At 62.8% G+C, this 19544-nt stretch carries 23 protein-coding genes, 2 pseudogenes and 1 other annotated feature; of the genes and pseudogenes, 7 read left to right on the top strand and 18 right to left on the bottom strand.

Features of this window, described 5'->3' with window-relative positions:
* Positions 1 to 5 precede the first annotated feature (5 nt).
* From AWT76_RS03115 to AWT76_RS03105, 3 genes and pseudogenes are all read right to left on the bottom strand, one after another.
* Positions 6 to 497 (bottom strand): DUF6878 family protein, encoded by a 492-nt coding sequence (locus AWT76_RS03115; RefSeq protein WP_072244863.1) that lies wholly within the window; start codon positions 495 to 497, stop codon positions 6 to 8.
* A gap of 103 nt (positions 498 to 600) precedes the next feature.
* Positions 601 to 1119 carry a DNA repair protein RadC gene (locus AWT76_RS03110; protein WP_072244862.1) on the bottom strand — a complete coding sequence of 173 codons (519 nt, stop codon included), beginning with the start codon at positions 1117 to 1119 and terminating at the stop codon, positions 601 to 603.
* Between the two features lie 109 nt (positions 1120 to 1228).
* Positions 1229 to 1561, bottom strand: a pseudogene (locus tag AWT76_RS03105) (JAB domain-containing protein); the annotation flags it as partial.
* Between the two features lie 169 nt (positions 1562 to 1730).
* Between AWT76_RS03105 and AWT76_RS03100 the strand changes: the two are divergent.
* Genes AWT76_RS03100 through AWT76_RS03090 form a run of 3 tightly spaced genes read left to right on the top strand, consistent with a single transcriptional unit; the run spans position 1731 to position 4845 of the window.
* Complete coding sequence (locus tag AWT76_RS03100; RefSeq protein WP_072244791.1) at positions 1731 to 2942, top strand: site-specific integrase; 1212 nt, start codon at positions 1731 to 1733, stop codon at positions 2940 to 2942.
* Entirely contained in the window at positions 2939 to 3859 is a 921-nt protein-coding gene (locus tag AWT76_RS03095; RefSeq protein WP_072244790.1) for a tyrosine-type recombinase/integrase, read from the top strand. The genes AWT76_RS03100 and AWT76_RS03095 overlap by 4 nt, the downstream gene beginning before the upstream one ends.
* The gene (locus AWT76_RS03090; RefSeq protein ID WP_072244789.1) at positions 3856 to 4845 is read left to right on the top strand and encodes a tyrosine-type recombinase/integrase; all 990 of its coding nucleotides are present in this window, start codon (positions 3856 to 3858) and stop codon (positions 4843 to 4845) included. The genes AWT76_RS03095 and AWT76_RS03090 overlap by 4 nt, the downstream gene beginning before the upstream one ends.
* Here the strand turns inward: AWT76_RS03090 and AWT76_RS17250 are convergent, their stop codons facing one another.
* The 3 genes from AWT76_RS17250 to AWT76_RS03075 all read right to left on the bottom strand — a co-directional run bounded on the left by AWT76_RS17250 (position 4846) and on the right by AWT76_RS03075 (position 7212).
* Complete coding sequence (locus tag AWT76_RS17250; protein WP_072244861.1) at positions 4846 to 5040, bottom strand: hypothetical protein; 195 nt, start codon at positions 5038 to 5040, stop codon at positions 4846 to 4848.
* A gap of 125 nt (positions 5041 to 5165) precedes the next feature.
* The gene (locus tag AWT76_RS03080) at positions 5166 to 6365 is read right to left on the bottom strand and encodes a DUF932 domain-containing protein (RefSeq protein ID WP_072244860.1); all 1200 of its coding nucleotides are present in this window, start codon (positions 6363 to 6365) and stop codon (positions 5166 to 5168) included.
* Positions 6366 to 6519: 154 nt separating this feature from the next.
* Positions 6520 to 7212, bottom strand: coding sequence for an ArsR/SmtB family transcription factor (locus AWT76_RS03075; RefSeq protein WP_072244859.1), 693 nt, complete (start codon positions 7210 to 7212; stop codon positions 6520 to 6522).
* Between the two features lie 76 nt (positions 7213 to 7288).
* Here AWT76_RS03075 and AWT76_RS03070 point away from each other — a divergent pair, with 76 nt between their 5' ends.
* Both AWT76_RS03070 and AWT76_RS03065 read left to right on the top strand, forming a co-directional pair.
* A complete protein-coding gene (locus tag AWT76_RS03070) occupies positions 7289 to 7612 on the top strand; it encodes an NIPSNAP family protein (RefSeq protein WP_072244858.1) in 324 nt (107 codons plus the stop codon).
* Positions 7609 to 7758 (top strand): annotated as a pseudogene (locus tag AWT76_RS03065) (antibiotic biosynthesis monooxygenase family protein); the annotation flags it as partial. The gene AWT76_RS03070 and the pseudogene AWT76_RS03065, both read left to right, overlap by 4 nt.
* A gap of 39 nt (positions 7759 to 7797) precedes the next feature.
* On the opposite strand, the gene AWT76_RS03060 reads toward AWT76_RS03065, so the two are convergent.
* A protein-coding gene (locus tag AWT76_RS03060) for an IS3 family transposase (protein WP_407071404.1) occupies positions 7798 to 9038 on the bottom strand; the annotation gives its coding sequence in 2 pieces (ribosomal slippage) (positions 7798 to 8738 and positions 8738 to 9038; 1242 coding nt in all).
* Positions 8629 to 8745: a sequence feature (AL1L pseudoknot), on the bottom strand. (Overlaps the previous gene by 117 nt.)
* A gap of 101 nt (positions 9039 to 9139) precedes the next feature.
* On the opposite strand from AWT76_RS03060, the gene AWT76_RS03040 reads away from it, so the two are divergent.
* Entirely contained in the window at positions 9140 to 9961 is an 822-nt protein-coding gene (locus AWT76_RS03040; RefSeq protein WP_176699320.1) for a Crp/Fnr family transcriptional regulator, read from the top strand.
* Positions 9962 to 10071: 110 nt separating this feature from the next.
* Here AWT76_RS03040 and AWT76_RS03035 read toward each other — a convergent pair whose 3' ends face one another.
* Genes AWT76_RS03035 through AWT76_RS03010 form a run of 5 tightly spaced genes read right to left on the bottom strand, consistent with a single transcriptional unit; the run spans position 10072 to position 14183 of the window.
* Positions 10072 to 10866 (bottom strand): nucleoside phosphorylase, encoded by a 795-nt coding sequence (locus AWT76_RS03035; protein WP_072244855.1) that lies wholly within the window; start codon positions 10864 to 10866, stop codon positions 10072 to 10074.
* Positions 10867 to 10922: 56 nt separating this feature from the next.
* A complete protein-coding gene (locus AWT76_RS17055; protein ID WP_082700074.1) occupies positions 10923 to 11678 on the bottom strand; it encodes a rhodanese-like domain-containing protein in 756 nt (251 codons plus the stop codon).
* Positions 11678 to 12031: a DsrE/DsrF/TusD sulfur relay family protein gene (locus AWT76_RS03020; protein WP_072244854.1), complete on the bottom strand. Its 354-nt coding sequence runs from the start codon at positions 12029 to 12031 to the stop codon at positions 11678 to 11680. The genes AWT76_RS17055 and AWT76_RS03020 overlap by 1 nt, the downstream gene beginning before the upstream one ends.
* A complete protein-coding gene (locus tag AWT76_RS03015) occupies positions 12028 to 13332 on the bottom strand; it encodes an MFS transporter (RefSeq protein ID WP_072244853.1) in 1305 nt (434 codons plus the stop codon). The genes AWT76_RS03020 and AWT76_RS03015 overlap by 4 nt, the downstream gene beginning before the upstream one ends.
* Entirely contained in the window at positions 13329 to 14183 is an 855-nt protein-coding gene (locus tag AWT76_RS03010; protein WP_072244852.1) for a sterol desaturase family protein, read from the bottom strand. The genes AWT76_RS03015 and AWT76_RS03010 overlap by 4 nt, the downstream gene beginning before the upstream one ends.
* Positions 14184 to 14270: 87 nt before the next feature.
* On the opposite strand from AWT76_RS03010, the gene AWT76_RS03005 reads away from it, so the two are divergent.
* Entirely contained in the window at positions 14271 to 14933 is a 663-nt protein-coding gene (locus AWT76_RS03005) for an ArsR/SmtB family transcription factor (RefSeq protein ID WP_072244851.1), read from the top strand.
* Positions 14934 to 14935: 2 nt separating this feature from the next.
* Here AWT76_RS03005 and AWT76_RS03000 read toward each other — a convergent pair whose 3' ends face one another.
* The 6 genes from AWT76_RS03000 to narI are packed head-to-tail and all read right to left on the bottom strand — an operon-like array spanning position 14936 to position 19543.
* Complete coding sequence (locus AWT76_RS03000; RefSeq protein ID WP_072244850.1) at positions 14936 to 15457, bottom strand: DUF2478 domain-containing protein; 522 nt, start codon at positions 15455 to 15457, stop codon at positions 14936 to 14938.
* 11 nt (positions 15458 to 15468) lie between these two features.
* Positions 15469 to 16749, bottom strand: a complete 1281-nt coding sequence (locus tag AWT76_RS02995; protein ID WP_072244849.1) for a molybdopterin molybdotransferase MoeA — start codon at positions 16747 to 16749, stop codon at positions 15469 to 15471.
* On the bottom strand, positions 16746 to 17378 hold the full coding sequence (locus AWT76_RS02990; RefSeq protein WP_072244848.1) for a carbonic anhydrase: 633 nt from the start codon (positions 17376 to 17378) through the stop codon (positions 16746 to 16748). Before AWT76_RS02990 ends, AWT76_RS02995 begins: the two co-directional genes overlap by 4 nt.
* Complete coding sequence (locus tag AWT76_RS02985; protein WP_072244847.1) at positions 17368 to 17937, bottom strand: hemerythrin domain-containing protein; 570 nt, start codon at positions 17935 to 17937, stop codon at positions 17368 to 17370. The genes AWT76_RS02990 and AWT76_RS02985 overlap by 11 nt, the downstream gene beginning before the upstream one ends.
* 20 nt (positions 17938 to 17957) lie before the next feature.
* Complete coding sequence (locus AWT76_RS02980) at positions 17958 to 18755, bottom strand: peptidylprolyl isomerase (RefSeq protein WP_342667152.1); 798 nt, start codon at positions 18753 to 18755, stop codon at positions 17958 to 17960.
* 2 nt (positions 18756 to 18757) lie between these two features.
* A complete protein-coding gene (gene narI, locus AWT76_RS02975; protein WP_072244846.1) occupies positions 18758 to 19543 on the bottom strand; it encodes a respiratory nitrate reductase subunit gamma in 786 nt (261 codons plus the stop codon).
* Position 19544 lies beyond the last annotated feature (1 nt).

Raw genomic sequence — 19544 nt, 5'->3', positions numbered from 1 at the left:
CCCCCTCAGAAATCGTGCGTGTAAAGTTCGGACGAGGTGAAGCGCTCGTTGAACTCGAGATGGATGCAGCGTGCGGACGCATCGAAGCAGAACTCGCCCCACGCGCCGTCATTGTTTTCCCAACCGCCATGGGTGTCGGAGAGGAAGTCATAGGCCAGCTGCTCGACGACATCTTCCAGCGAGAGCTGCCGCATCTCGACCGCGGGGTCGTCCCAGGTCAGTGCCGCATAGGCGATCTTGGTCGCAGGGAACTCGACGGCGGTCTCGCCGGACCATGCGCCGACGCTTTCGATCTGGCCGCTGTCTCCAGCACCATCGAAGGTGACAGTGACATGGGTGATGCCGGCGGCCATGAGACCATCGAAGAGGCGATCCTTGTTGCCGGGGCGCAGGGCGAGGGTCCGGGCGGTGCGTTCGGCATGTGCGGCAAGGATCGCCCCGAAATCGACGGTGGATGGTCGCAGCGGGGCGGCCAGAGTGGGTTCAGTCTGGGTCATGGATATCTCCGTTCGGTGAGGACAGGTCAGACCCCCCGGGTGGCGCACTCTTCTGGCCCCCGAAGGCTCAAACCCTTCCCAGCCCTCCTCTGTCTCTCGGGCATCACGCCGCGATCTGCAGCGCCCGGGCGGCAAAAGCGCGCCACAGCGGATCGACCAGACGCGCATCCAGCAGATCAGCACGGTGACGAAGCCGCTGCGCCAATTCAGGCTCGTGCCAATCAATGGCACGGCCAGCCTGGGCGCGAAGTTGAACCGCCTCGGTCACGACGGCCCGCGCCTCAAGAGCATTGGCGACAGGGTGGCACCAAGCCACAGCGCCATGACTGGCGGCCCCGGCAAGAACCAGGCGCTGGTCGCAATCAAGGATGGCCAGAAGCTGCGGCGCTGCATCGGAGCCGTTGTCCTCGGCAAGCTCAAACGCCCCCTGCATGGCATCGGCCAGCGTCGCGAAACGCTCAACGACCACGGGGGCAGCGGTGCCTGACAACAGGGCCGCGGGCGTCCGGTGCGTCCGCGTCAGCGCAAAAGGCAGGCTCGAATCAGAAGCGACAGTCGCGCCACTTGGGACGGGCCGCATCGAGCGTGGGCTCGGCTGGATCGGCAGGGGAAGGTCAAACATGGCAATATCTCCGACGGCGCGGGGAGCCACTCTCCCCGCCTCATCCGTCAAAGACCAAACCGCCGCCCTCTTCCTCGAAGGGGCGACGGTGATGGATCGGGCCACAGCGTCAGAGCTTGCCGAGGGCCCGCAGGCTCAGCTCCGTCCCGGCTCCCACGATGATGTGGTCGTGCAGCGTGAGGCCGAGATACTTGCAGCCCTTCTGGATCTCCTTGGTCATGCTGAGATCGGCCTCGGACGGCGTCGGATCGCCCGACGGGTGGTTGTGGATCAGGATCAGGGCGCTGGCGTTCAGCATCAGGGCTCTCTTAATCACCTCGCGCGGATAGACAGGGACATGATCGACTGTGCCGGTCGACAATAGCTTATCGGCGATGATGCGGTTCTTGCGGTCGAGATAGAGGACATGGAATCGCTCGATGGGACCTCGGACGGTCAGCGCGTTATGCAGACTTCGGCATAACGCTCTTTATGCCGATGCTAGGATTATGCCGACATAGCCGTGTAAGCATCTGAATAAGAAGCAATCGACATCATTCCTGTTGGCATAATCCTCGGGCCTGAAGCTTGGTATCGTCTCCTTTTTCGCATCGAAACGAGGAGACCTCACGATGAACAAACTCAAGAAGAAACGGGTCAAGAACCCTGTCACGGCCCTTTCCGTGGGCCTCGAGGAGAATTTGCATAAGCTAGGCTACGCCGCTGACACGATCTGGAAGCAGCGCAGGCTGTTGAATGATTTGCTCTCTTGGCTAGCGGGCCAGCAGATGGAGCTGAGCAATTTATCGGAGGTTCAGGTTAATCGGTTCATGGGCGATCGTCGCGCCGCAGGGGTGCGCAAGCTAAAGACGCCCAAGGCACTGGGTCACATTCTCCACCATTTGCGCGGGCTGGGCTTGGTGCCCAACCCCGAAGCACTCAAGGAACTCGGCCCCGCTGGTCCAATCTTGGACCAGTACCGGCGATTCCTGAGATCAGAGCGTGGTCTTAGTGGGACGACAGTGGATCGTTATGTCGATTGTCTGCGGCCATTCCTTGACGCGCGTATTCAAGATAGCGGTCTCAATCTTGCGAGCCTGACCTCCGCCGATGTCACATCCTTCGTGGTGGCTTGGTGCCCTTCGCGGAACACAGGCGTGGCGAAGCTGACCCTCACGGCGCTGCGGTCTTTCCTCAGGTTCCTACACCTCGACGGCGTCACGGAGCGCCCGCTGGCCCCGGCTGTACCTTCAGTCTTACACCGCCGACTTGCAGGACTGCCGAAGGGACTCGAACGCGATCAGGTACGACGGCTTCTCGCTGCCTGCGACATCAGCTCGACCGACGGCGTGCGCGACTTGGCGATTTTAACCCTGCTTGTTCGATTAGGCCTGCGGCGCAGCGAGGTCGCCAAGCTTGGGCTTGATGATATCGACTGGCGCGCTGGCACGGTCTGCGTACATGGCAAGGGGAACCGTCATGAGCGGCTACCCCTTCCGGCAGATGTCGGTCAGTCCGTTGCCCAATACCTGCGCCACGCACGACCCACGAAGGCTGAGGGTCGTATGGTCTTCGTCCGGCATATCGCACCTCATCGCGCACTCAGCCCGAGCCGGGTCAGCACCATCGTGGCGGAAACCGCCCAGCGTGCTGGCCTTGGGCGCGTTCATGCGCACCTGCTTCGCCACACTGCAGCGACAGAGCTATTGCGCGCCGGCGCCTCTTTGTCTGAGATCGGACAGCTTTTGCGTCACCGCCGAGCCCAAACTACCGCGATCTACGCCAAGGTCGACCGCACCAATCTGCGCCTGATCGCGCGTTCTTGGCCGGAGGACGCGCAATGAGCCACCTCCGAAGTGCCCTTGCCGATTATCTGACGATGCGGCGTGCCTTGGGCTACAAAATGGATCAGGTCGAGCGACGTCTTCGCCAGTTTGTTGCGTTCGCAGAGGAACGTGGCGAGACCCATGTTCGGACCGTGACAGCGCTCGCCTGGGCAACGCTTCCTTCAGGCGCAGATCCTGTTTGGACCAATAGGCGACTGGCTGACGTGCGTATCTTCGCCCGGCACCTGCATACGCTCGACGGGGTCAGCGAAGTGCCGCCAGACGATCTCATTCCAGCACGAAGACGGCGCACAACGCCCTACCTCTTCACCCCACAGGAGGTGGCCGACTTGATGCGCGCCACGGAAATCTTGCCCGGATCACACGTACAGGCCACCTACCGGGTGCTGATCGGCCTGCTGGCGGTGACCGGCATGCGGATTGGCGAGGCGATCGGCCTCGATAGTGACGACCTCAATATCGGCGACGGCATAGTGACGATCCGAAAGGGAAAGTTTGACAAGGCACGGGCATTGCCCCTGCATCCGACGACAGTCGCTGTCTTGCAGAACTACCTTCTTCGATCCGATCGTCCGCGTCCTTCCAGCGCGCCGGTTCTCTTGATCAGTGCAACTGGAAAGCGGCTGCGCTACAACATCGTGCAGCCTACTTTCCAGAAGCTGCTGCATTATTGCGGCATCGTTCCGCGTTCGCCGACCTGCCGACCCCGGATTCACGATCTACGGCACAGCTTCGCCGTCAGCACCATCGCCGACGGATATCGAACGGGTGCACCCGGCTCCCGCTTGGCCACTCTGGCCACCTACCTTGGTCATGCCGACCCCAAGCACACGTACTGGTACTTGTCGGCAGCACCAGAGTTGCTGGGCTTGGCCGGCGATAGGCTTGAGCGTCACCTTACAGGTGAAGCATGACTGAGCTCGCAACGACCCTGCAGGCGTTCTTCACTGACCGCCTCGTCCGCCAGCGTCAGGCCAGTGCCAACACGATTCAAGCCTATCGTGACACCCTGCGGTTGCTTCTGGTCTTTGCTGCGGATCGACAAGGCAAGTCACCGGTCAGACTCGACATTGACGACCTCGATGCGCCGCTTATCGGTGCTTTCCTGGACCATCTAGAGCACGGACGACAGAATGGCGTGCGCACCCGCAACGCCCGGCTGGCCGCGATCCGCTCCCTGTTCCGCTATGCAGCCCTGCGCCATCCCGAACATGCCGCCACCATCGAACGCGTTCTCGCAATACCGCCGAAGCGCTTTGAGCGACGGCTGGTGACCTGGTTAGCCGAGGCCGAGATCGATGCACTGCTGGCCGCTCCGGATCGGGCGACTTGGACCGGGCGGCGCGACACGGCGCTGTTTAGTCTCGCAGCCCAGACAGGACTGCGGGCGTCTGAGCTGATCGGGCTGACCCGTGCCGATGTCCAACTCGGAGCAGGTGCGCATGTCAGTTGCACCGGCAAAGGGCGAAAGCAGCGCATCACGCCGCTCACATCCGGCACCATCGGGATCTTAAGGGCTTGGCTTGCCGAGCGGGCGGGACAGCCTGGGGACCCGCTGTTCCCGACACAGACCGGACGCGCCCTCAGCCGCGATGCGCTTGAGCGCAGGCTGGCCAAATACGTTGCGGAAACGCAGAGCAAATGTCCAACAATGGCAAAGAAGCGCGTCTCCATGCATGTGCTGCGCCATTCTGCCGCCATGCGCCTCTTGCGCGCCGGGATCGACACCTCGGTGATCGCACTCTGGCTCGGCCACGAACAGATCGAAACGACCCAGATCTACCTGCACGCGGATCTGCAGATCAAGGAAAGAGCCCTCGAAAGGACAGCCCCGATCACCATGAAGCCCGGCCGCTTCCGGCCAACTGACAATCTCCTCGCCTTCCTCGAGGCTCTCTGATTATGCCAACCCCTTCCCAGCGATCTCCGCCAGAAACAACGATCTAGAAACCAACATCGGCATAATCTCGGCCTCGGCATAAAAAGCGCAATAGTCCATCAGCGCCTGCCAGCTGCCGATAACCGGGTTCTGGCTGAGGTAGCGGCCGAGGATGTCACGGGCCTCGAGGATGACGGTTTCTTCCTGGGGGTTCATGGTGGTCTCGCTGAATTGTGCATACCACGGCGCCCTGCCCTCTCGGGGCGGGGCCAGTGGCATGCATTTGAAAGGGGAAAGCGCGACCGCCGCCGATGCAGGCGGTCGCGTTGTCGGGCCCGGCGTCAGCCGACCCGGTCGAGGAGCTTCTTGGCGCGCCCTTCCATGTCGAGCCGGGCATCCTGCTGGGTCTTGTCGCGCGCAAGCCGCGTGATGCCCTGCACGAAGTCGAAGATGCTCTCCGGCGGGCGGCCCTCTTCCATCAGCACCTTCTCGATGATCTTGCCGGATTCAGCTTTTGAGAATCCGCGCTTGCGCAGGAAATCCGCGCGATCCTCGTCGCTGCGCGCCACGATCTGCTGCCGCGCGGCCTTGATGCCGTTCACGAAACCCTGCGGTGAGGAATTGGCGAACCGCGTCAGTGCCGGGGCCGCCTCATGGGCAAAGCGCGAGGCGGCGTATTTCGAATGCCGGATCCGGATTTCCTGAAAATCCTCGACGCCCCAGAGGTTGCGGTTCTGGCACACCGCCCGCAGGTAGAAACTGGCCATGCCGAGCGTCTTGGCCCCAACCTCGGAGTTCCAGCAATAGAAGCCCCTAAAGTAGAGATCGGGGGAGCCGTCGGGCAGCTTGCCTGCCTCGATCGGGTTGCGATCATCGACCAGGAACAGGAAGACATCGCGGTCCGAGGCATAAAGCGTGGTCGTGTCACGGCTGATCTCGACATCGGGGTTGTAGACCCCGGTCGACCAATCCAGCACACCCGGCACCTTCCAGCGCGTGTCGCCCGTGCCATTGCCCGCGATGCGCTGCACCGCCTCGACCAGTTCGAAATCGTGGATGCGGCCATAGTCGGGGCCGGTCACGGCGCGCAGTTCCGTGCGGCCATCCTCGGTCTCGAAGGTTTTGACCTGCTCGGCGCGGTGGTTGGTCAGGCCGTATTGCAGGTTGATGCCCGCCAGCGGCGCGGGCAGCTGGCGCAGATATGACGCCGGAGCGCCGACGATGCTGGCAAGCTGGCCGAAGGCCCAGTGCGTGGGCGCGACCGGTTCATGTGCCTTCGGCAGCATCAGATGCAACCGCTCGGGGTTATCGCGCGCGGCCTCCACGCGGATGTCCGCCGTCTGCACGACCCGGCTGCGGCTGCGCTCCGACCGACCCTTCACTGATGCCCAGAGATCGTCGAGCGACAGATACCGCTCGTCATCGGGCCGGTTGAACCATTCGGACGACACCCGCCCGTTCCGCTCACCCCGGCTCACATCCACTTTCCAGCCACCAGCCCGCGTCGGCTGACCTGGATCCAGAACTTCTACAACGCCCATCGGCTATCTCCCGTGACAGGCGCTGGGAGCCACTCTCCCAGCCCTAAACCCGTCGTGAAAGCGACCAGCCCTTCTCTTACTCTCAAACGCGGATGTGAGGGGCGGCTATGCGGGACAATGTGAACTCTCGCTGCGGCTGCGCCAATGTCTGTTGTCAGTGCGCGACGTCCTTCGGGAACAACTGGTGGAACGCCGTAGCTCCGGGACTTGAGAAGGAAACCACGCGGGTTTTCTGGTCCCGCTTGGCCCATCCTAGTTCTTCGAACCGGGTCAAGAATGCGCGACCGAGACTTCCGGCAAGATGCGAGCGGCGCTCGCTCCAGTCCAGACATTCTCGGCAAAGCGGGGCGCGCGCCTTTCGAAGCTCACCCAGGTCGATCTCGAAGTCGGTTGCGAAGGCAGCTCCAGAATCTGTTAAAACCAAGTCTTCCCCCTGCAACACAAAATGCCCCTGCGCCATCAGGCTGTCGAACATCTGCGTGCCCATGTCACCGGCCAGATGATTGTAGCAGACCCGCGCCTCGCGCAGCTCTGCATCTTTCGGTCCGGTGCGTTTGCGCAAGTGACCGGCCCCTGCCGCAAGCCCCATCAGCCCTTCGAGAACATGGGCCACTTCGTCATTCGCGAGGGAGAAATATTTGTGCCGCCCTTGTTTGCGCGGTCGGAGCAGACCGCCAACATACAGCTTGGAAAGATGTGAGCTGGCTGTCTGGATCGTGACACCGGCCTCTTCCGCCAGTTCGCTCACAGTCAGTGCCTTCCCGCTCATCAGAGCGGTCAGCATGTTCGCGCGGGCAGGATCGCCGATCAACGTGGCGACATAGGCGATATCAGGTCCTTCTTTCATAGTTCGATCCTAGTCGAAGCATTCCGCGCTCGCAATTGTCTAGTTTGGCCGAGAAGCAACCGCGAAAGGGACACCCATGCTGACATGCGTCATCCGCTACCACATCGACCCCACCAAGAAGAACAAGTTCGAGGAATACGCTCGCAACTGGGGGCAGGCAATTCCGCGTTGCGGGGCCGATCTGATCGGCTACTACGCCCCGCACGAAGGGTCATCCACCCTCGCCTACGGTATCTACAATGTGGCCAGCCTTGCGGACTATGAGGCCTATCGCGCCAGACTGGCCGACGACCCGCTCGGGCGGGAAAACTATGAGTTTGCCCAGAAGGAGAAGTTTCTGCTGCGCGAGGACAGGACGTTCCTGAAGCTCGCATCCGCGCCGCACGGTAACGCGACATGATTGCCGTGATCTTCGAAGTCGAACCGGCGGACGAACGAAAGCAGGATTACCTCGATATCGCGGCCGAGATGCGTCCAATGCTGGACGACATCGAGGGCTTCATTTCCGTCGAACGGTTTCAGAGCCTGACCGATCCACGCAAGATGAACCGCCCCGGGTTTACCGGAGGGTGATTTGTTCATTTTTCAGGCGACCATATCGAGTGTGTTCAGGTTTTGATAGAACGCCTCCTCTGCTTCTGCTGGCGGGACGTAGCCGATTGGGCCGAGCAGCCGGCGGTTGTTATACCAGTCGACCCATTTCAGGGTCTCCCATTCGACTTCGCGCATTGATTTCCATGGGCCGATCTGGTTGATGACCTCGGTTTTGAAAAGCCCGATGACACATTCGGCCAAAGCATTGTCATAAGAGTCGCCGACCGTTCCGACGGACGGATCGATGCCGACTTCGATGAGCCGCTCAGTGTATTTGATCGACAGATATTGCGATCCACGATCCGAGTGGTGGATTAGCTCCTTGTTATCAGGCGTTTTTCTTTGCCAGATGGCTTGCTCCAGGGCGTCGAGAACAAACTGCGTGGCCATTGAGGTCGAGACGCGCCAGCCGACGATGCGGCGCGCGAAGACATCAATTACGAAGGCCACATAGACGGTTCCCGACCAGGTCTGCACATAGGTGAAGTCGGACACCCAAAGCTGGTTCGGCCGATCCGCTTTGAACACGCGGTTCACTTTGTCGTCGGGGCACGGCTGGGACGTGTCGGGGTTTGTGGTGATCACCTTTTTGCCCCGAAGGACGCCTTTCAGGCCCAAACGGCGCATCAACCGTTCCACCGTGCATCGAGCAACCTCCTCATTGTCTCTGAGCAAGACATGCCAGACCTTCCGCGCGCCGTAGAGCTTGCGGTTGTTCTTCCAGGCGGCATCGATCTTGACGCAGAGGTCAGCGTCAGACTTCGCCCGCACTGACGCGCGATCAGGATCACGCGCAATGGCGCGCCGATCATAATAGGTGGATGGGGCGATCTGTAACATCTTACACATCGGCTCGACCCCGAACTGGCCCCTGTGATCTTCAATGAAAGCAATCACTTGCGAAACGGGCGGTCGAGCTCCGCCATCGCAAAATACGCCGAGGCCTTCTTCAGTATCTCGTTCGCTTGCCGAAGCTCACGCACTTCACGCTCAAGCTCTTTGATCCGAGCCTTCTCAGCGCTGGTCGGTCCCGGCCGCTCGCCACCATCACGCTGGGCCTGCCGAACCCAATCGCGAAGACTGTCTGGCGAACAGCCCAATTTGCTGGCGATCGCAGCATGCGCTGCTGCGTCGCTTCGATATTCGTCGCGGTGCTCCGCAACAAGCCGCACCGCACGCTCGCGGAACTCGGGTGAATACGGCTTCGGGGTCTTCTTTCGATTCTGTTCCATAACGGGCAATTCTCCGAGAGTTTTGCCCTCCGGTAAACCCGGGGCGGTTCAAAGAGGTCCTCGATGGCTGCGACCTGACCGGCGTCCAGACCCAACTCGGCTTGCAGCTCGAGCAGATGCGCCGGGCCGGGCACGCCGTTCAGTTCGGCGGCAAGCGCCAGTCCCCACCCGCGCCCGAGGCGCAGATCTTCCAGATCAGCCTCGGACAAGCTCTTGATCTCGCGGCCTTCCAGCCCGGCATAGGGGGAATGGCCGTGGGTCTGGGCGAGAAGGTCCATGGGAAAGGCCATGGCGCAAAGGGCGAGAGCAAGGCGGAACATCAAGAGACTCCTGAGGTATTTCTTCTTCTCTCGCATCTGGCAGCCGCGCCTCATATGATCATGATCATGTCAGAGATATTCGAAGACCTTTTCGCCAATGCAGCGGCGCGGGATTTCGTCGCCGGGGAGACCCTGTTCCGCGCGGGTGACAAGGTGGTGTCGATGATGCTGCTCCGGGACGGGCGCGCCGATCTCGTCCGTCATACAGGCCACGGGCTTCGGCTGATCCTGCATCGCGCGGGAGCCGGTCAGATCCTTGCCGAAGCCTCTGCCTGGTCCGACGTCTATCACTGCGACGCGGTGGCATCGGCTGCCTCCGTTGGGGCGGTCTTGCCGCGTCAGATCTTCCGGGCGCGGTTGACGGAGGACCCCGACCTTGCGGAGCGCTGGATGCAGACGCTTGCGCGGTCGGTCCAAGCGGCCCGGGTGCGCTCGGAAATCCGGTCACTGCCCAAGGTGGCGGATCGGCTGGACGCCTGGCTCTGCGAAGGGCATGCACTGCCTGACAAAGGTCGGTGGCAGGATGTGGCCAGCGAACTAGGCGTGTCGCGCGAAGCGCTTTACCGCGAGCTTGCCCGTCGTCGGATCAAGACGCGCTGTTGAACCCGTCAGACCTGTGGCGGACGGGCCGGCGCCATTTCATGTGATGCAAACCAGGGTAACGCTCGGCCAGAGCGGCACGGCGCTGTGAGCCGTCTTGCAAAAGCCGCGGCTCAGCACAGCCGCGCGATGATGCACGAGACGACGGCGAGGGCATCGGCTGTCCCGTTCGCCTCTCCCTTTTCGAAGTCACCCTCGATGGTCCCCATCTGGTTGGTGACATGCGCGAGGCAGATCACGGCGCGCCCGCGCGACTGTGCGAAGGCATAGAGCCCGGCTGCCTCCATCTCTACGGCGAGGATACCGCGGGCCCGAGCGGCTGCGATGGCCAGATCCGTTTCGCGGAAGGGCGCGTCGGTGGTCCATGTCGCACCGCTCATCACGTTTGGGCCATCGTCGAAAGCACCGTCCAGCCGTGACAGCAGATGCCCCGGTGCGTCGCTCCAGTCAGAGGGCGCGAGGTAGTGATAGCTCGTACCCTCGTCACGCCACGCTCGGTCGATCAAAATGAAATACGGCGGCGCACCCTGCGGCGTGATCTGCCCCGACGAGGTGACGCTGACCAGAAGTTCGCAACCGGAGGCGAACATCTCCTCTGCGACAAGCACGGCGAAGGAAGCCCCGACAGCGCAGCCGACCACGCCGATCTCAAAGCCGTCCAATTCGAACACCCACATGTCGGTGTGGTAGCAGACCCATCCTTCGTGCCGCTGCGCCCGGCCATCGGCCCGAAGCTGGCGGACAATGTCGCCATCAGGGTCGAGCAGGCAGACCGTCGGCACCGCGACGGCCTCCGCGCCCTTCTGCCGGCGCGCCTCGCGCAGCAGGCTTTCGGGCGTAAAAGCGGACGGGGTGTCGTGATGCTTGTCCGACAAGATTGGCGGGACGGGCAGTGTGGCGTCGGACATGAGGCTTCCTGTGTGGCCGGCCGGACGGCGCACCGCCCGGCCATGGGTCTGTCGGATCAGGGCCTGTATGCCGCGTCCTGTTGCCAGCCGGTATATCCGCTCTGCATGACGAGCACGTTCGACCGCCCCGCCACGCGCAGCGCGAAGGCGGCCTGCGCCGAGAGGCTGCCGGTGTTGCAGAACAGGATGGTCATGCGATCCTCGGGGATCTCGTCGATCCGGTCGAGCACTTCGCGCCACTCGATATTGACGGAACCGGGTATCGTGCCTTCCTCGAACTGGCCCGCGTCGCGGGTGTCAACGAAGAGCGCGGTCTCGAAGACGGTCTGGTCGAGTTGCTGGGGCAGGATGATGCCGGATTCGTAGTCCGAGAACATCAGGTATTCCTGCATAGCCTCAACGGCGGCGTCCTGCGCCATCGCAGGCGCTGCGTGCAGCCCGAGCGCGACGGTCGTCGCCAAAAGTAGGTGTTTCAGGGTCATCCGGGGGTCTCCTCCATTCCGGTTTCTTGGTGTACAGGTGTTTCGTGCAAGCCAGCCGGTCGTGCCGCTTTCTAGCCAGACGGCGTCCGGCTGGCCGAGCCTGTTCAGGATGTCCGCCCCTTCGGCGGATCGCCCGCCGCCCTTGCCGCAGATGGCCACGGCTGTTCTGCCGGCCGGGATTTCTTCTGCCCGGTCTTCGAGTTCGGCCAGCGGGATATGCACGGCGCCTGCGACATGCGCCGCGGCGTAGTCCTCGGCATCGCGGACGTCGATCAGGTGGAACCGATCCGGATCGGCTGCGAGGGCGGCGAGCGTCAGCATCTGAGCCATCAGAACACCAGCACCTTGTCGGCGGCGAGCGTCGCTTGCGCCAGTTCGTCCATGGTGGACCGCGTCGGCCCTTCCATCATGTCGCCCTCGGCGAGGCCGCGCGCATCCATGCAGGTGCCGCACATCAGCACGCGCCCCTTCGACGACAGAACCCTGCGGATCATCCGCTCGAGATTGTAGAACCCGTCGGGCGTCTTCTGCCCCGCCTTGGCGCAGAGCACCGCGTCGGCCATCAGGAAGACGGTGATCTCCGCGTCCGGATCGTTCTTGGCCAGCGCGTGGGCCATGCGCAGGCCGTTGAAGCTGCGCTCGGTGCCATAGGGCGGGTCGTTCAGCAGGATCAGGTGTTTCATGGCTGTGCTCCTTCGGGGGCGGGGTTCAGTCGCGGGTGGGTTTCCTCGCCGAGCCAGAAGAGCAAGGCGCCGGAGACGAACATCGAGATCGCGACGAACCAGAAGGCGGCTTCGGCAGCACCAGTCAGGCTCGCCGCCAGCCCAAGACCGAGTGCGCCGATGGCATAGCCGAGATCGCGCCAGAAGCGGTAGATGCCGATGGCCGAGCCGCGCCAGGCGGGCGGCGTGATGTCGGCCACGGCCGCCGAGAGGTTCGGATAAAGCAGCGCCATACCGAAGCCTGCCACCCCCGCCGAGACCGACCACCAGAGCGCGCCTGTGCCCATGACCACCATCGCCACGCCCGCGCCGCAGATCCACATGCCCAGCACGTTGGGCCAGAACCGCCCCACATGGTCCGACAGCCGCCCGGTGAAGAGCTGCGATCCGCCCCAGACGAAGCCGTAGGTGCCGACGATCCAGCCGACCTGCGCCAGGGTCGCGCCCTGCGTCACGAGAAAGACCGGGAACAGCGCCCAGACCAGCGCATCGACGAACTTCTCGACCAGCCCCGCCTGGGAGATCGCGAAGAGGCGGCGGTCGCGCCAGCTCATCAGCGCGAAGACCTCGCCCGTCGTGGGATGCTCGGACACGCCCTGCGGATAGCGCGGCAGGGATTTCGGCGGTGCGGCCTTGTGCGCGGCGGTCTCCGCCTTCGCCCATGGCAGCGTGTCCTTCACCCAGACGACAGTGAGCAGCAGCGCCAGCAGGACCACGGCCATGCCGAAGACGAGCAAGCCGACCCGTGCCCCCAGCCATTCGGCGGCATAGGCGGTCAGGATGCCTGCGATAGCCACACCGACATAGCCCGAGAACTCGTTGAGCCCCATGGTGAGCCCGCGCTCCTCGGCCTTGGTGATGTCGAGCTTCGCGGTCTGCGTCATCGACCAGCAGAGGCCCTGGTTGACGCCCAGAAGCACGGTCGCCGCGACTATCCAGTTCCAGTCCGGCGCATACCAGATCATCACCGGGATCGGCAGCGCCACGATCCAGCCCCAGAACAGCACCCGCTTGCGCCCGATCCGCTCCGACCAGCGCCCGGCGACAAAGTTCATCACCGCCTTAACCGCGCCAAACGCCACCACGAAGGAGGCAAGCAGCAGGAACGACCCGCGCTCCAGCCCGAATTCGCTTTCGGCCAGCGCCGGGACCACCGTGCGGGTCATCCCGATGGCGAAGCCCACCAGCATGACCTGGATCAGTTGGTGCAAGACCTGCACCCGGTTCTCGCGGATGCCGCGCGTAAATTCGCTTGCGGTCATTCGGCGGGCTCCTTTGTCGTGTTCCGCGGATCGAGTGCGTGGCCGCTCGCAGGCCCGCGCAGAGGCTGGATCAGCATCCGGTCGAGCCACAGGTCGCGGCGTGTGCGGAACTGCTCGATGCCGATCTCCATCCCCTCGTGCCCTTTGGCGGGCTGAGCAATGTAGGTGCCGAGCAGCCGGTCCCACCACGGCAGGTTGAAGCCGTAGTTCGAGTTTGTCTCGCGCGGATCGACGGAATGGTGGACCCGGTGCATGTCTGGGGTGACGACGAACAGGCGCAACACGCGGTCCACCGGGCGCGGCAGGTCGATATTGGCGTGGTTGAACATCGCCGTGGCGTTCAGGAGCACCTCAAACAGCAGCACGGCAATGGCGGGTGGGCCGAGGGCGGCGACCACCGCCAGCTTGATCCCCATGGAGATCAGGATTTCCACCGGATGGAAGCGCAGCCCCGTGGTGGCATCGAAGTCCAAATCGGCGTGGTGCATCCGGTGCAACCGCCAGAGCCCGGGCACGGCGTGGAACATCACGTGCTGGAGGTAGATCGCAAGATCGAGCAGCAGCATCGAGACCACGACCGCGACCCAGAACGGGGCGTCGATATTGTTGAACAGGCCCCAGCCACGATCTTCAGCCATGACGGCCAGCCCGACGGCGATGATGGGAAAGGACAGCCGCAAAATGATCGTGTCAACCACGACGAGCGCAAGATTATTGGTCCAGCGGATCACGCGCGGGATTTCCCGCCGACGCCGGGGCGCGGCCACCTCCCACAGCGCCATGGCCACCAGCACGCCAAGGAAAATCGCAAGGCGGATCGTCGGTTCGGCGGCAAGGATGGTCTCTGACATGGATGCGGGCCTTTTGACTTGTGGGACGCGATGGATTCGTTATAATTCAAGTTATCGCTTGAATGATATAATCTCGGGAGACATCCGGTGTCAATCAGTCCCAAAACCGCCCTACTCGAGGAATACGCCCTCGTCGCGCGCGCCCTGTCCGCGCCGGCGCGATTGATGTTGCTCGAACAACTGGCACAGGGCGAGCGTGGGGTGGAGGCGCTTGCGGAAAAGACCGGCCTCACTATCGCCAACTGCTCGCAGCATCTGCAGCAGTTGCGTCGCGCGGCACTCGTTACCAGCCGCCGCGACGGCAAATCAGTGATCTACCGGCTGACCGATGCGAAGACGCTTCAGCTGATGGACCTGCTGCGCATCATCGCTGAGCGAAACCTAGCACAGGTCGAGCGTATCCTGCGGGGCCTCTCGGACGGGGAGGACGCACCTGAGCCGGTCAGCCGCGCCGATCTGGCCGCGCGGCTTGCGGACGGCTCGGTGACCGTGCTGGATGTCCGCCCTGCAGATGAATACGCGGCCGGGCACATTCCCGGCGCGCTGAATGCGACGCTGTCGGAAATCGACGGGGTCGTTTCAATGTTCGATTCAACCGCTGAAATCGTGGCGTATTGCAGGGGCCCTTACTGCGTCTACGCCCACCAAGCGGTAGCCGCTCTGCGAAGACACGGCTTAAATGCGCGACGCCTCGACGGTGGTCTGCCGGAATGGCGCGAGGACGGACGGAAAATCGCGAGCGTCAGCTGAAATCAAATCATTGCATCCGCGGTCTTTGCCACACCCTCCACCCACGCCATCAGCGCAGCCCGTTCAGGCGGCAGCTGGATTGCCAACCCTTCCGCAAAACTCTCGAAGGCCGACCGGTTGAGCGCATTTATGCCAACAAGAACGGGGATATCCATCGCGACCGCCTCGGCGATCACATCACGAAACCCGCGCCCTTCGGCCTCGTGTTTGCCAAACTTGTTGACGATCAAAAGGTCCGCGCCGGATGAGAGGCCAGTCGCGACCAGTCCGACCGCTGTTTCCAGAGCGGCTGGATCGAGGCGACACCCCCGCGCCTGCGGGCCCAGATCCTGACTGATGCGCAATATGGCACCATCGGGCAACACCCGTACGTCCATGTCGCAAGGGCCTGAGTCGATGCGCTCGCTGTTGATCTGAACGGTCCCGCAACATCTGAGGCCCCGGGCCGCGAGGTCTGTTGCAAGCCGTTCAAGCACCAAATCCGTATCGCCGCGCCCCGGCGCCATTGTGTAGGCAAGTTTCATCTCTGGTCTCCTCAAGATTGGCAGAAGGGTTGGAACTCGACCAGCGCACCGGCAGACAGGTTGTCGGCATCGGCGGGCAGAAACATCAGCCCGTCCGCCAGGGGCAGCAGCCCAACACGTGCTGAATGGGTGGCATCCTCGAAATGGGCGATCTCGCGGCCGTGCGGGTCGAAGCCTGCCAAGGTCGCGGGCCTGAGCTCGCAGCGCCCGGGCTTGCGGCGGATTTCAGTCGCGGTCACGACGTGCCGTCGGGTCGGGGTACCAGTCGCCTCGCCGGTCAGTGAACGGATCAGCGCTGTGCCAAAGACCTGAAACGTAACAAAAGCTGAAACCGGATTGCCAGGCAATCCAAGCCAGTGCGCCTTTCCGATGCGCCCGAGCGTCACTGGCTTGCCCGGTTTGATCGTCACGCCACTGAACAGGGTCTCGCCGCCGAGTGCCATGACGGCGGGTTTCACATGATCCTCTTCGCCCACCGAGATGCCGCCCGTGGTAATGACGAGGTCGGCTTGCGCCGCCATTACACCCAGTTGATGAACCAGGCCCGAAAGATTGTCGGCGCCTTGGGCGGAGGCGACGATTTCAATGCCTGCACGTGCAAGGCTTGCCGTGAGCATCGGTGTGTTCACGTCCCAGATCTGTGCGGCCTCGCGCGCGCCACCCGCACGCCGCACCTCGTCGCCGGTGACCAGCAGGGCCACGCGCAGTCTGCGCCGAACGCGCAGGATGCCTGCTCCAGCCGCGGCGCAGGCAGCGATCTCCCTCGGGCCGAGCTTGCGGCCCATATCCAGAACGGTCGCGCCCTTGGCCATATCGCTGCCCGCTACACGGATGTTCTGACCCGCCACGGGACGGCGGGAGAGGTGAATAACGTCCCCGTCCCGCACGACGTCTTCCTGCATCACCACAGAATCCGCGCCCTTGGGAATGGGCGCTCCCGTGAAGATGCGGGCTGCCGAAGTCCCCTCGAGCACTGTGGCGGAGTCCTGCCCGGCAGGCACGCGTGCCACGACCCGAAGCGCCCAAGGACCGAGCCCCGTCAGGGCTGAGGTCCCGATGGCATAGCCATCCATTGCCGCGTTGTCGAAGGACGGTGCCATCGAACGGCTCCGGACCGGCTGTGTGAGGATTCGGCCAAAAGCGCTGTCGAGCGACATGGCCTCGGTTCGACCGACAGGTGTTGCATCCGCCGCAATCAGGGTAAGGGCCTCGTCAATGCTGATTAACGGATGGAGCATATCCCAGCGGTCGCAGCCGCAGCCCGGTGACGCGATGGCCTGATGGATCGTCATTGTACTGCCTCCTGGCTATGATGGCCTGTCTGAAAGTGTCCGGGTCCAATGCTGCAATCGAGGTCGCGCAGGCACCCGTACTTGAGCCCGTAGATCAGGCCATGCACGCGCACGACGGCACCGCGCTCCCACGCCCGCTGCAAGATCGGCGTTTCACAGACGCGCCGGACACCTTCGACCACATTCCATTCGGCCAGCCGGTAGCGTCGCGCCTCAAGGTGGGGCTCACGCCCCAGATCGACCGCGTAGGCACGGGCGAGGCGCCGGACCGGTTCCAGCAAATGATCGGCCAGACCGTGGGGTAAATCCTCCGTCGCTGCCTTGACCCCGCCGCAGCCGTAGTGGCCGCAAACGATGATCTCGCGCACCTGCAACGCCTCGACGGCGAACTCCAGCGCCGACAGTAGGTTCATATCCGAGGAATGAACAATATTGGCGACATTGCGATGGACGAAGACCTCACCCGGATCGAGGCCCGCGACCACGTTGGCCGGAACGCCGCTGTCCGAACAGCCGATCCAGAAGAATTCGGGCGCCTGAAGTGTGGCAAGGCGAGTGAAGTAATCCGGTTCCTCGACGTGTCGTTGTTTCGACCACGCCTCGTTGCGCGCCAGGAGATCATTCAGCATGTATCGCCTCCAGAAGATCAGGCAGGCCGCGCCGTGACCGCATGTGTTTCGACAGGGTCCGCAGATCAACCTGAGTCAGCCTGACACGGGCAATCGGCAAAAGGATCGCGTTTTCGGCGATGACATGGCGGCGCACATGCCCCGCGAATTTGGTCAATACGGCTCGCTCCTCCACGGTCAGGTCGACCCCGTCATCAAGGCAACCGGCCAGCATCGCACGCACTTGAGGCAACAGACGCATCGCCTCGTCTTGATCGGCCCTGATGCGGGTAATCGCGCCCTCGATCGCATCTTCCTGCGTGCAGCGCCGGGACAGAAGCGGGAACAGATCTTCAGCCTCGTCGCGCAGGTGGACGTTCAGCTCTTCGTTCAGGAATCGCAGGACACTTGTTATCGCTTGAGGATCAAGGGAGGTTGCCGTTGCCAGCCGCTCGATCACGGCGCAAATCTGACGTTCGCGCAGGTGATCTTCGCTAATGAAATCCAGCGGATTTGCAAGCAGGCCCGGGCTTGTCGGTTTGTCACCACACCCACGCAGCACTGTCTCTGTCGGTTGCATGACACGTCCTTTCGCGGGTTTCAGATCGGTGCAAGGCTGGCGCCAGTGATCTTTGCGCCTTGGGCCAGAGTTTCGACGAAGTCCCGTGAGGCCCGCGCCCAGGCAGCCTTTTCCAACGCCTGTGCAATCTTGGGCCGGACAGTCTCAAAGGGCAGCACCTGCCCCGGCGCGATGGCGTTCAGGCGGATGATATGCCAGCCGTGACGCGACAAGACGGGTGCAGGGGTGATGTTGCCCTCATCAAGTTCGCGCAGCGCCGCTTCGAATTCTGGCACCGTATCGCCGGGGCCAAGCTGGCCAAGGTGACCGCCCGATGCTTTGGAATCGCAATCACTTTCACGGGCGACTGCGGCGAAGCCCTTGGCGTCACCGTCGAGTTTCGACAGCAGATGTGTTGCCCGCGCTTGCGTGGCTGCGCGCTCTTCTTCGTCGCGCAGATCGCAGGCGCAAAGGATGTGTGACACGTCCCACAGCGGGGGCGAGCGGTAACGGTCGGGGGCTTTAGCCCATTCGGCGCGCACCGCGTCCTCGGTCACCGGGGCGATGGTTAGTGCCGCGTCCAGAAGCGCGCGGATCAGCGCCTCTTCCTCGGTCTCGAAGCGCCCCGGTGCCAACTCAAGAGGATCAGACACCAGCCCGCGCGCGCGGGCCTCTTGCAGCAGCAAGGCGCGGATCGTCAGGGCTTGCGCCGCCTTGCGCCAGGCGATGCCGGGCTTGTCCTTGGGGGCCGTGTGGTTCTGGGCCTCGGCGGCAATGGCCGCCGAGGGGATGGTCTCATTATTCACGACAACATCTGGAAACAGAGCAATATTCATCATGGTCACTCCGCAGGTGTGGTGATTTTGGGGCCGGTTTTGCCCTGTCGCTTGTCAAAGGCGCGGCGGCGGTCTTCAAGCGAACGGGTCCGGCGCGAACGCACGATCTGGTAGCCCGGCCGCGTCAGCAGGTAGCGGAAAGGCGCTGCAAAACCGGACCAGATGTGCACAAGTCGAGTGAAGGGGAAGAGCGCCGTGATGATCAGGCCAAGGAAGATATGCAGCTTGTAAAGCCAATGCACGTCAACCACCGTCACCCAGGCATTGATGTTCCATGTCACAACGCTTTGCGACCAAGTCATGAAGCGGACCATTTCCGACCCATCCATGTGCTGAAGCGTCTGGGTAATTGTCAGCAGACCGATAGCCAGCTGGAGCCAGATCAGGACCATGATCAGGATGTCAGGCACCGTCGAGGTAACGCGGATACGTGGATCAACGAGGCGGCGGTGAAGAAGCATCGTCGAGCCGATCAGCGCAGCGATGCCCGCAGGCCCGCCGATCAAGACCGCCATCCACTGCTTCAACCCATAGGGAATGCCGATGGCATCCAGCACCCAGATGGGCGTGAACAGACCAACGAGGTGACCGAAGAATACCGTCAGGATACCGACATGAAAAAGGATCGAGCCCCAGATCAATTGTTTGCGACGCAGAAGCTGGCTCGAAGAGCTTTTCCAAGTGAATGGATCACGTTCATACCGCGCGATCGAGCCCACGAGAAAGATCGTCAGCGCGACATAGGGCATGACCCCAAAAAGCATGAAGTTGATATCGAAATTGGCGAACATG

Source organism: Roseibaca calidilacus (genome assembly GCF_001517585.1).
Taxonomy (GTDB): domain Bacteria; phylum Pseudomonadota; class Alphaproteobacteria; order Rhodobacterales; family Rhodobacteraceae; genus Roseinatronobacter; species Roseinatronobacter calidilacus.
This window is presented reverse-complemented; position numbering and strand designations above follow the sequence as displayed.

What these genes read in the sequence shown, in the direction of transcription:
- AWT76_RS03115 (WP_072244863.1), bottom strand. Translation starts at nt 497, where the DNA reads ATGACCCAGACTGAACCCACTCTGGCCGCCCCGCTGCGACCATCCACC.
- AWT76_RS03110 (WP_072244862.1), bottom strand. Translation starts at nt 1,119, where the DNA reads ATGTTTGACCTTCCCCTGCCGATCCAGCCGAGCCCACGCTCGATGCGG.
- AWT76_RS03100 (WP_072244791.1), top strand. Translation starts at nt 1,731, where the DNA reads ATGAACAAACTCAAGAAGAAACGGGTCAAGAACCCTGTCACGGCCCTT.
- AWT76_RS03095 (WP_072244790.1), top strand. Translation starts at nt 2,939, where the DNA reads ATGAGCCACCTCCGAAGTGCCCTTGCCGATTATCTGACGATGCGGCGT.
- AWT76_RS03090 (WP_072244789.1), top strand. Translation starts at nt 3,856, where the DNA reads ATGACTGAGCTCGCAACGACCCTGCAGGCGTTCTTCACTGACCGCCTC.
- AWT76_RS17250 (WP_072244861.1), bottom strand. Translation starts at nt 5,040, where the DNA reads ATGAACCCCCAGGAAGAAACCGTCATCCTCGAGGCCCGTGACATCCTC.
- AWT76_RS03080 (WP_072244860.1), bottom strand. Translation starts at nt 6,365, where the DNA reads ATGGGCGTTGTAGAAGTTCTGGATCCAGGTCAGCCGACGCGGGCTGGT.
- AWT76_RS03075 (WP_072244859.1), bottom strand. Translation starts at nt 7,212, where the DNA reads ATGAAAGAAGGACCTGATATCGCCTATGTCGCCACGTTGATCGGCGAT.
- AWT76_RS03070 (WP_072244858.1), top strand. Translation starts at nt 7,289, where the DNA reads ATGCTGACATGCGTCATCCGCTACCACATCGACCCCACCAAGAAGAAC.
- AWT76_RS03035 (WP_072244855.1), bottom strand. Translation starts at nt 10,866, where the DNA reads ATGTCCGACGCCACACTGCCCGTCCCGCCAATCTTGTCGGACAAGCAT.
- AWT76_RS17055 (WP_082700074.1), bottom strand. Translation starts at nt 11,678, where the DNA reads ATGGCTCAGATGCTGACGCTCGCCGCCCTCGCAGCCGATCCGGATCGG.
- AWT76_RS03020 (WP_072244854.1), bottom strand. Translation starts at nt 12,031, where the DNA reads ATGAAACACCTGATCCTGCTGAACGACCCGCCCTATGGCACCGAGCGC.
- AWT76_RS03015 (WP_072244853.1), bottom strand. Translation starts at nt 13,332, where the DNA reads ATGACCGCAAGCGAATTTACGCGCGGCATCCGCGAGAACCGGGTGCAG.
- AWT76_RS03010 (WP_072244852.1), bottom strand. Translation starts at nt 14,183, where the DNA reads ATGTCAGAGACCATCCTTGCCGCCGAACCGACGATCCGCCTTGCGATT.
- AWT76_RS03000 (WP_072244850.1), bottom strand. Translation starts at nt 15,457, where the DNA reads ATGAAACTTGCCTACACAATGGCGCCGGGGCGCGGCGATACGGATTTG.
- AWT76_RS02995 (WP_072244849.1), bottom strand. Translation starts at nt 16,749, where the DNA reads ATGACGATCCATCAGGCCATCGCGTCACCGGGCTGCGGCTGCGACCGC.
- AWT76_RS02990 (WP_072244848.1), bottom strand. Translation starts at nt 17,378, where the DNA reads ATGCTGAATGATCTCCTGGCGCGCAACGAGGCGTGGTCGAAACAACGA.
- AWT76_RS02985 (WP_072244847.1), bottom strand. Translation starts at nt 17,937, where the DNA reads ATGCAACCGACAGAGACAGTGCTGCGTGGGTGTGGTGACAAACCGACA.
- AWT76_RS02980 (WP_342667152.1), bottom strand. Translation starts at nt 18,755, where the DNA reads ATGATGAATATTGCTCTGTTTCCAGATGTTGTCGTGAATAATGAGACC.
- narI (WP_072244846.1), bottom strand. Translation starts at nt 19,543, where the DNA reads ATGTTCGCCAATTTCGATATCAACTTCATGCTTTTTGGGGTCATGCCC.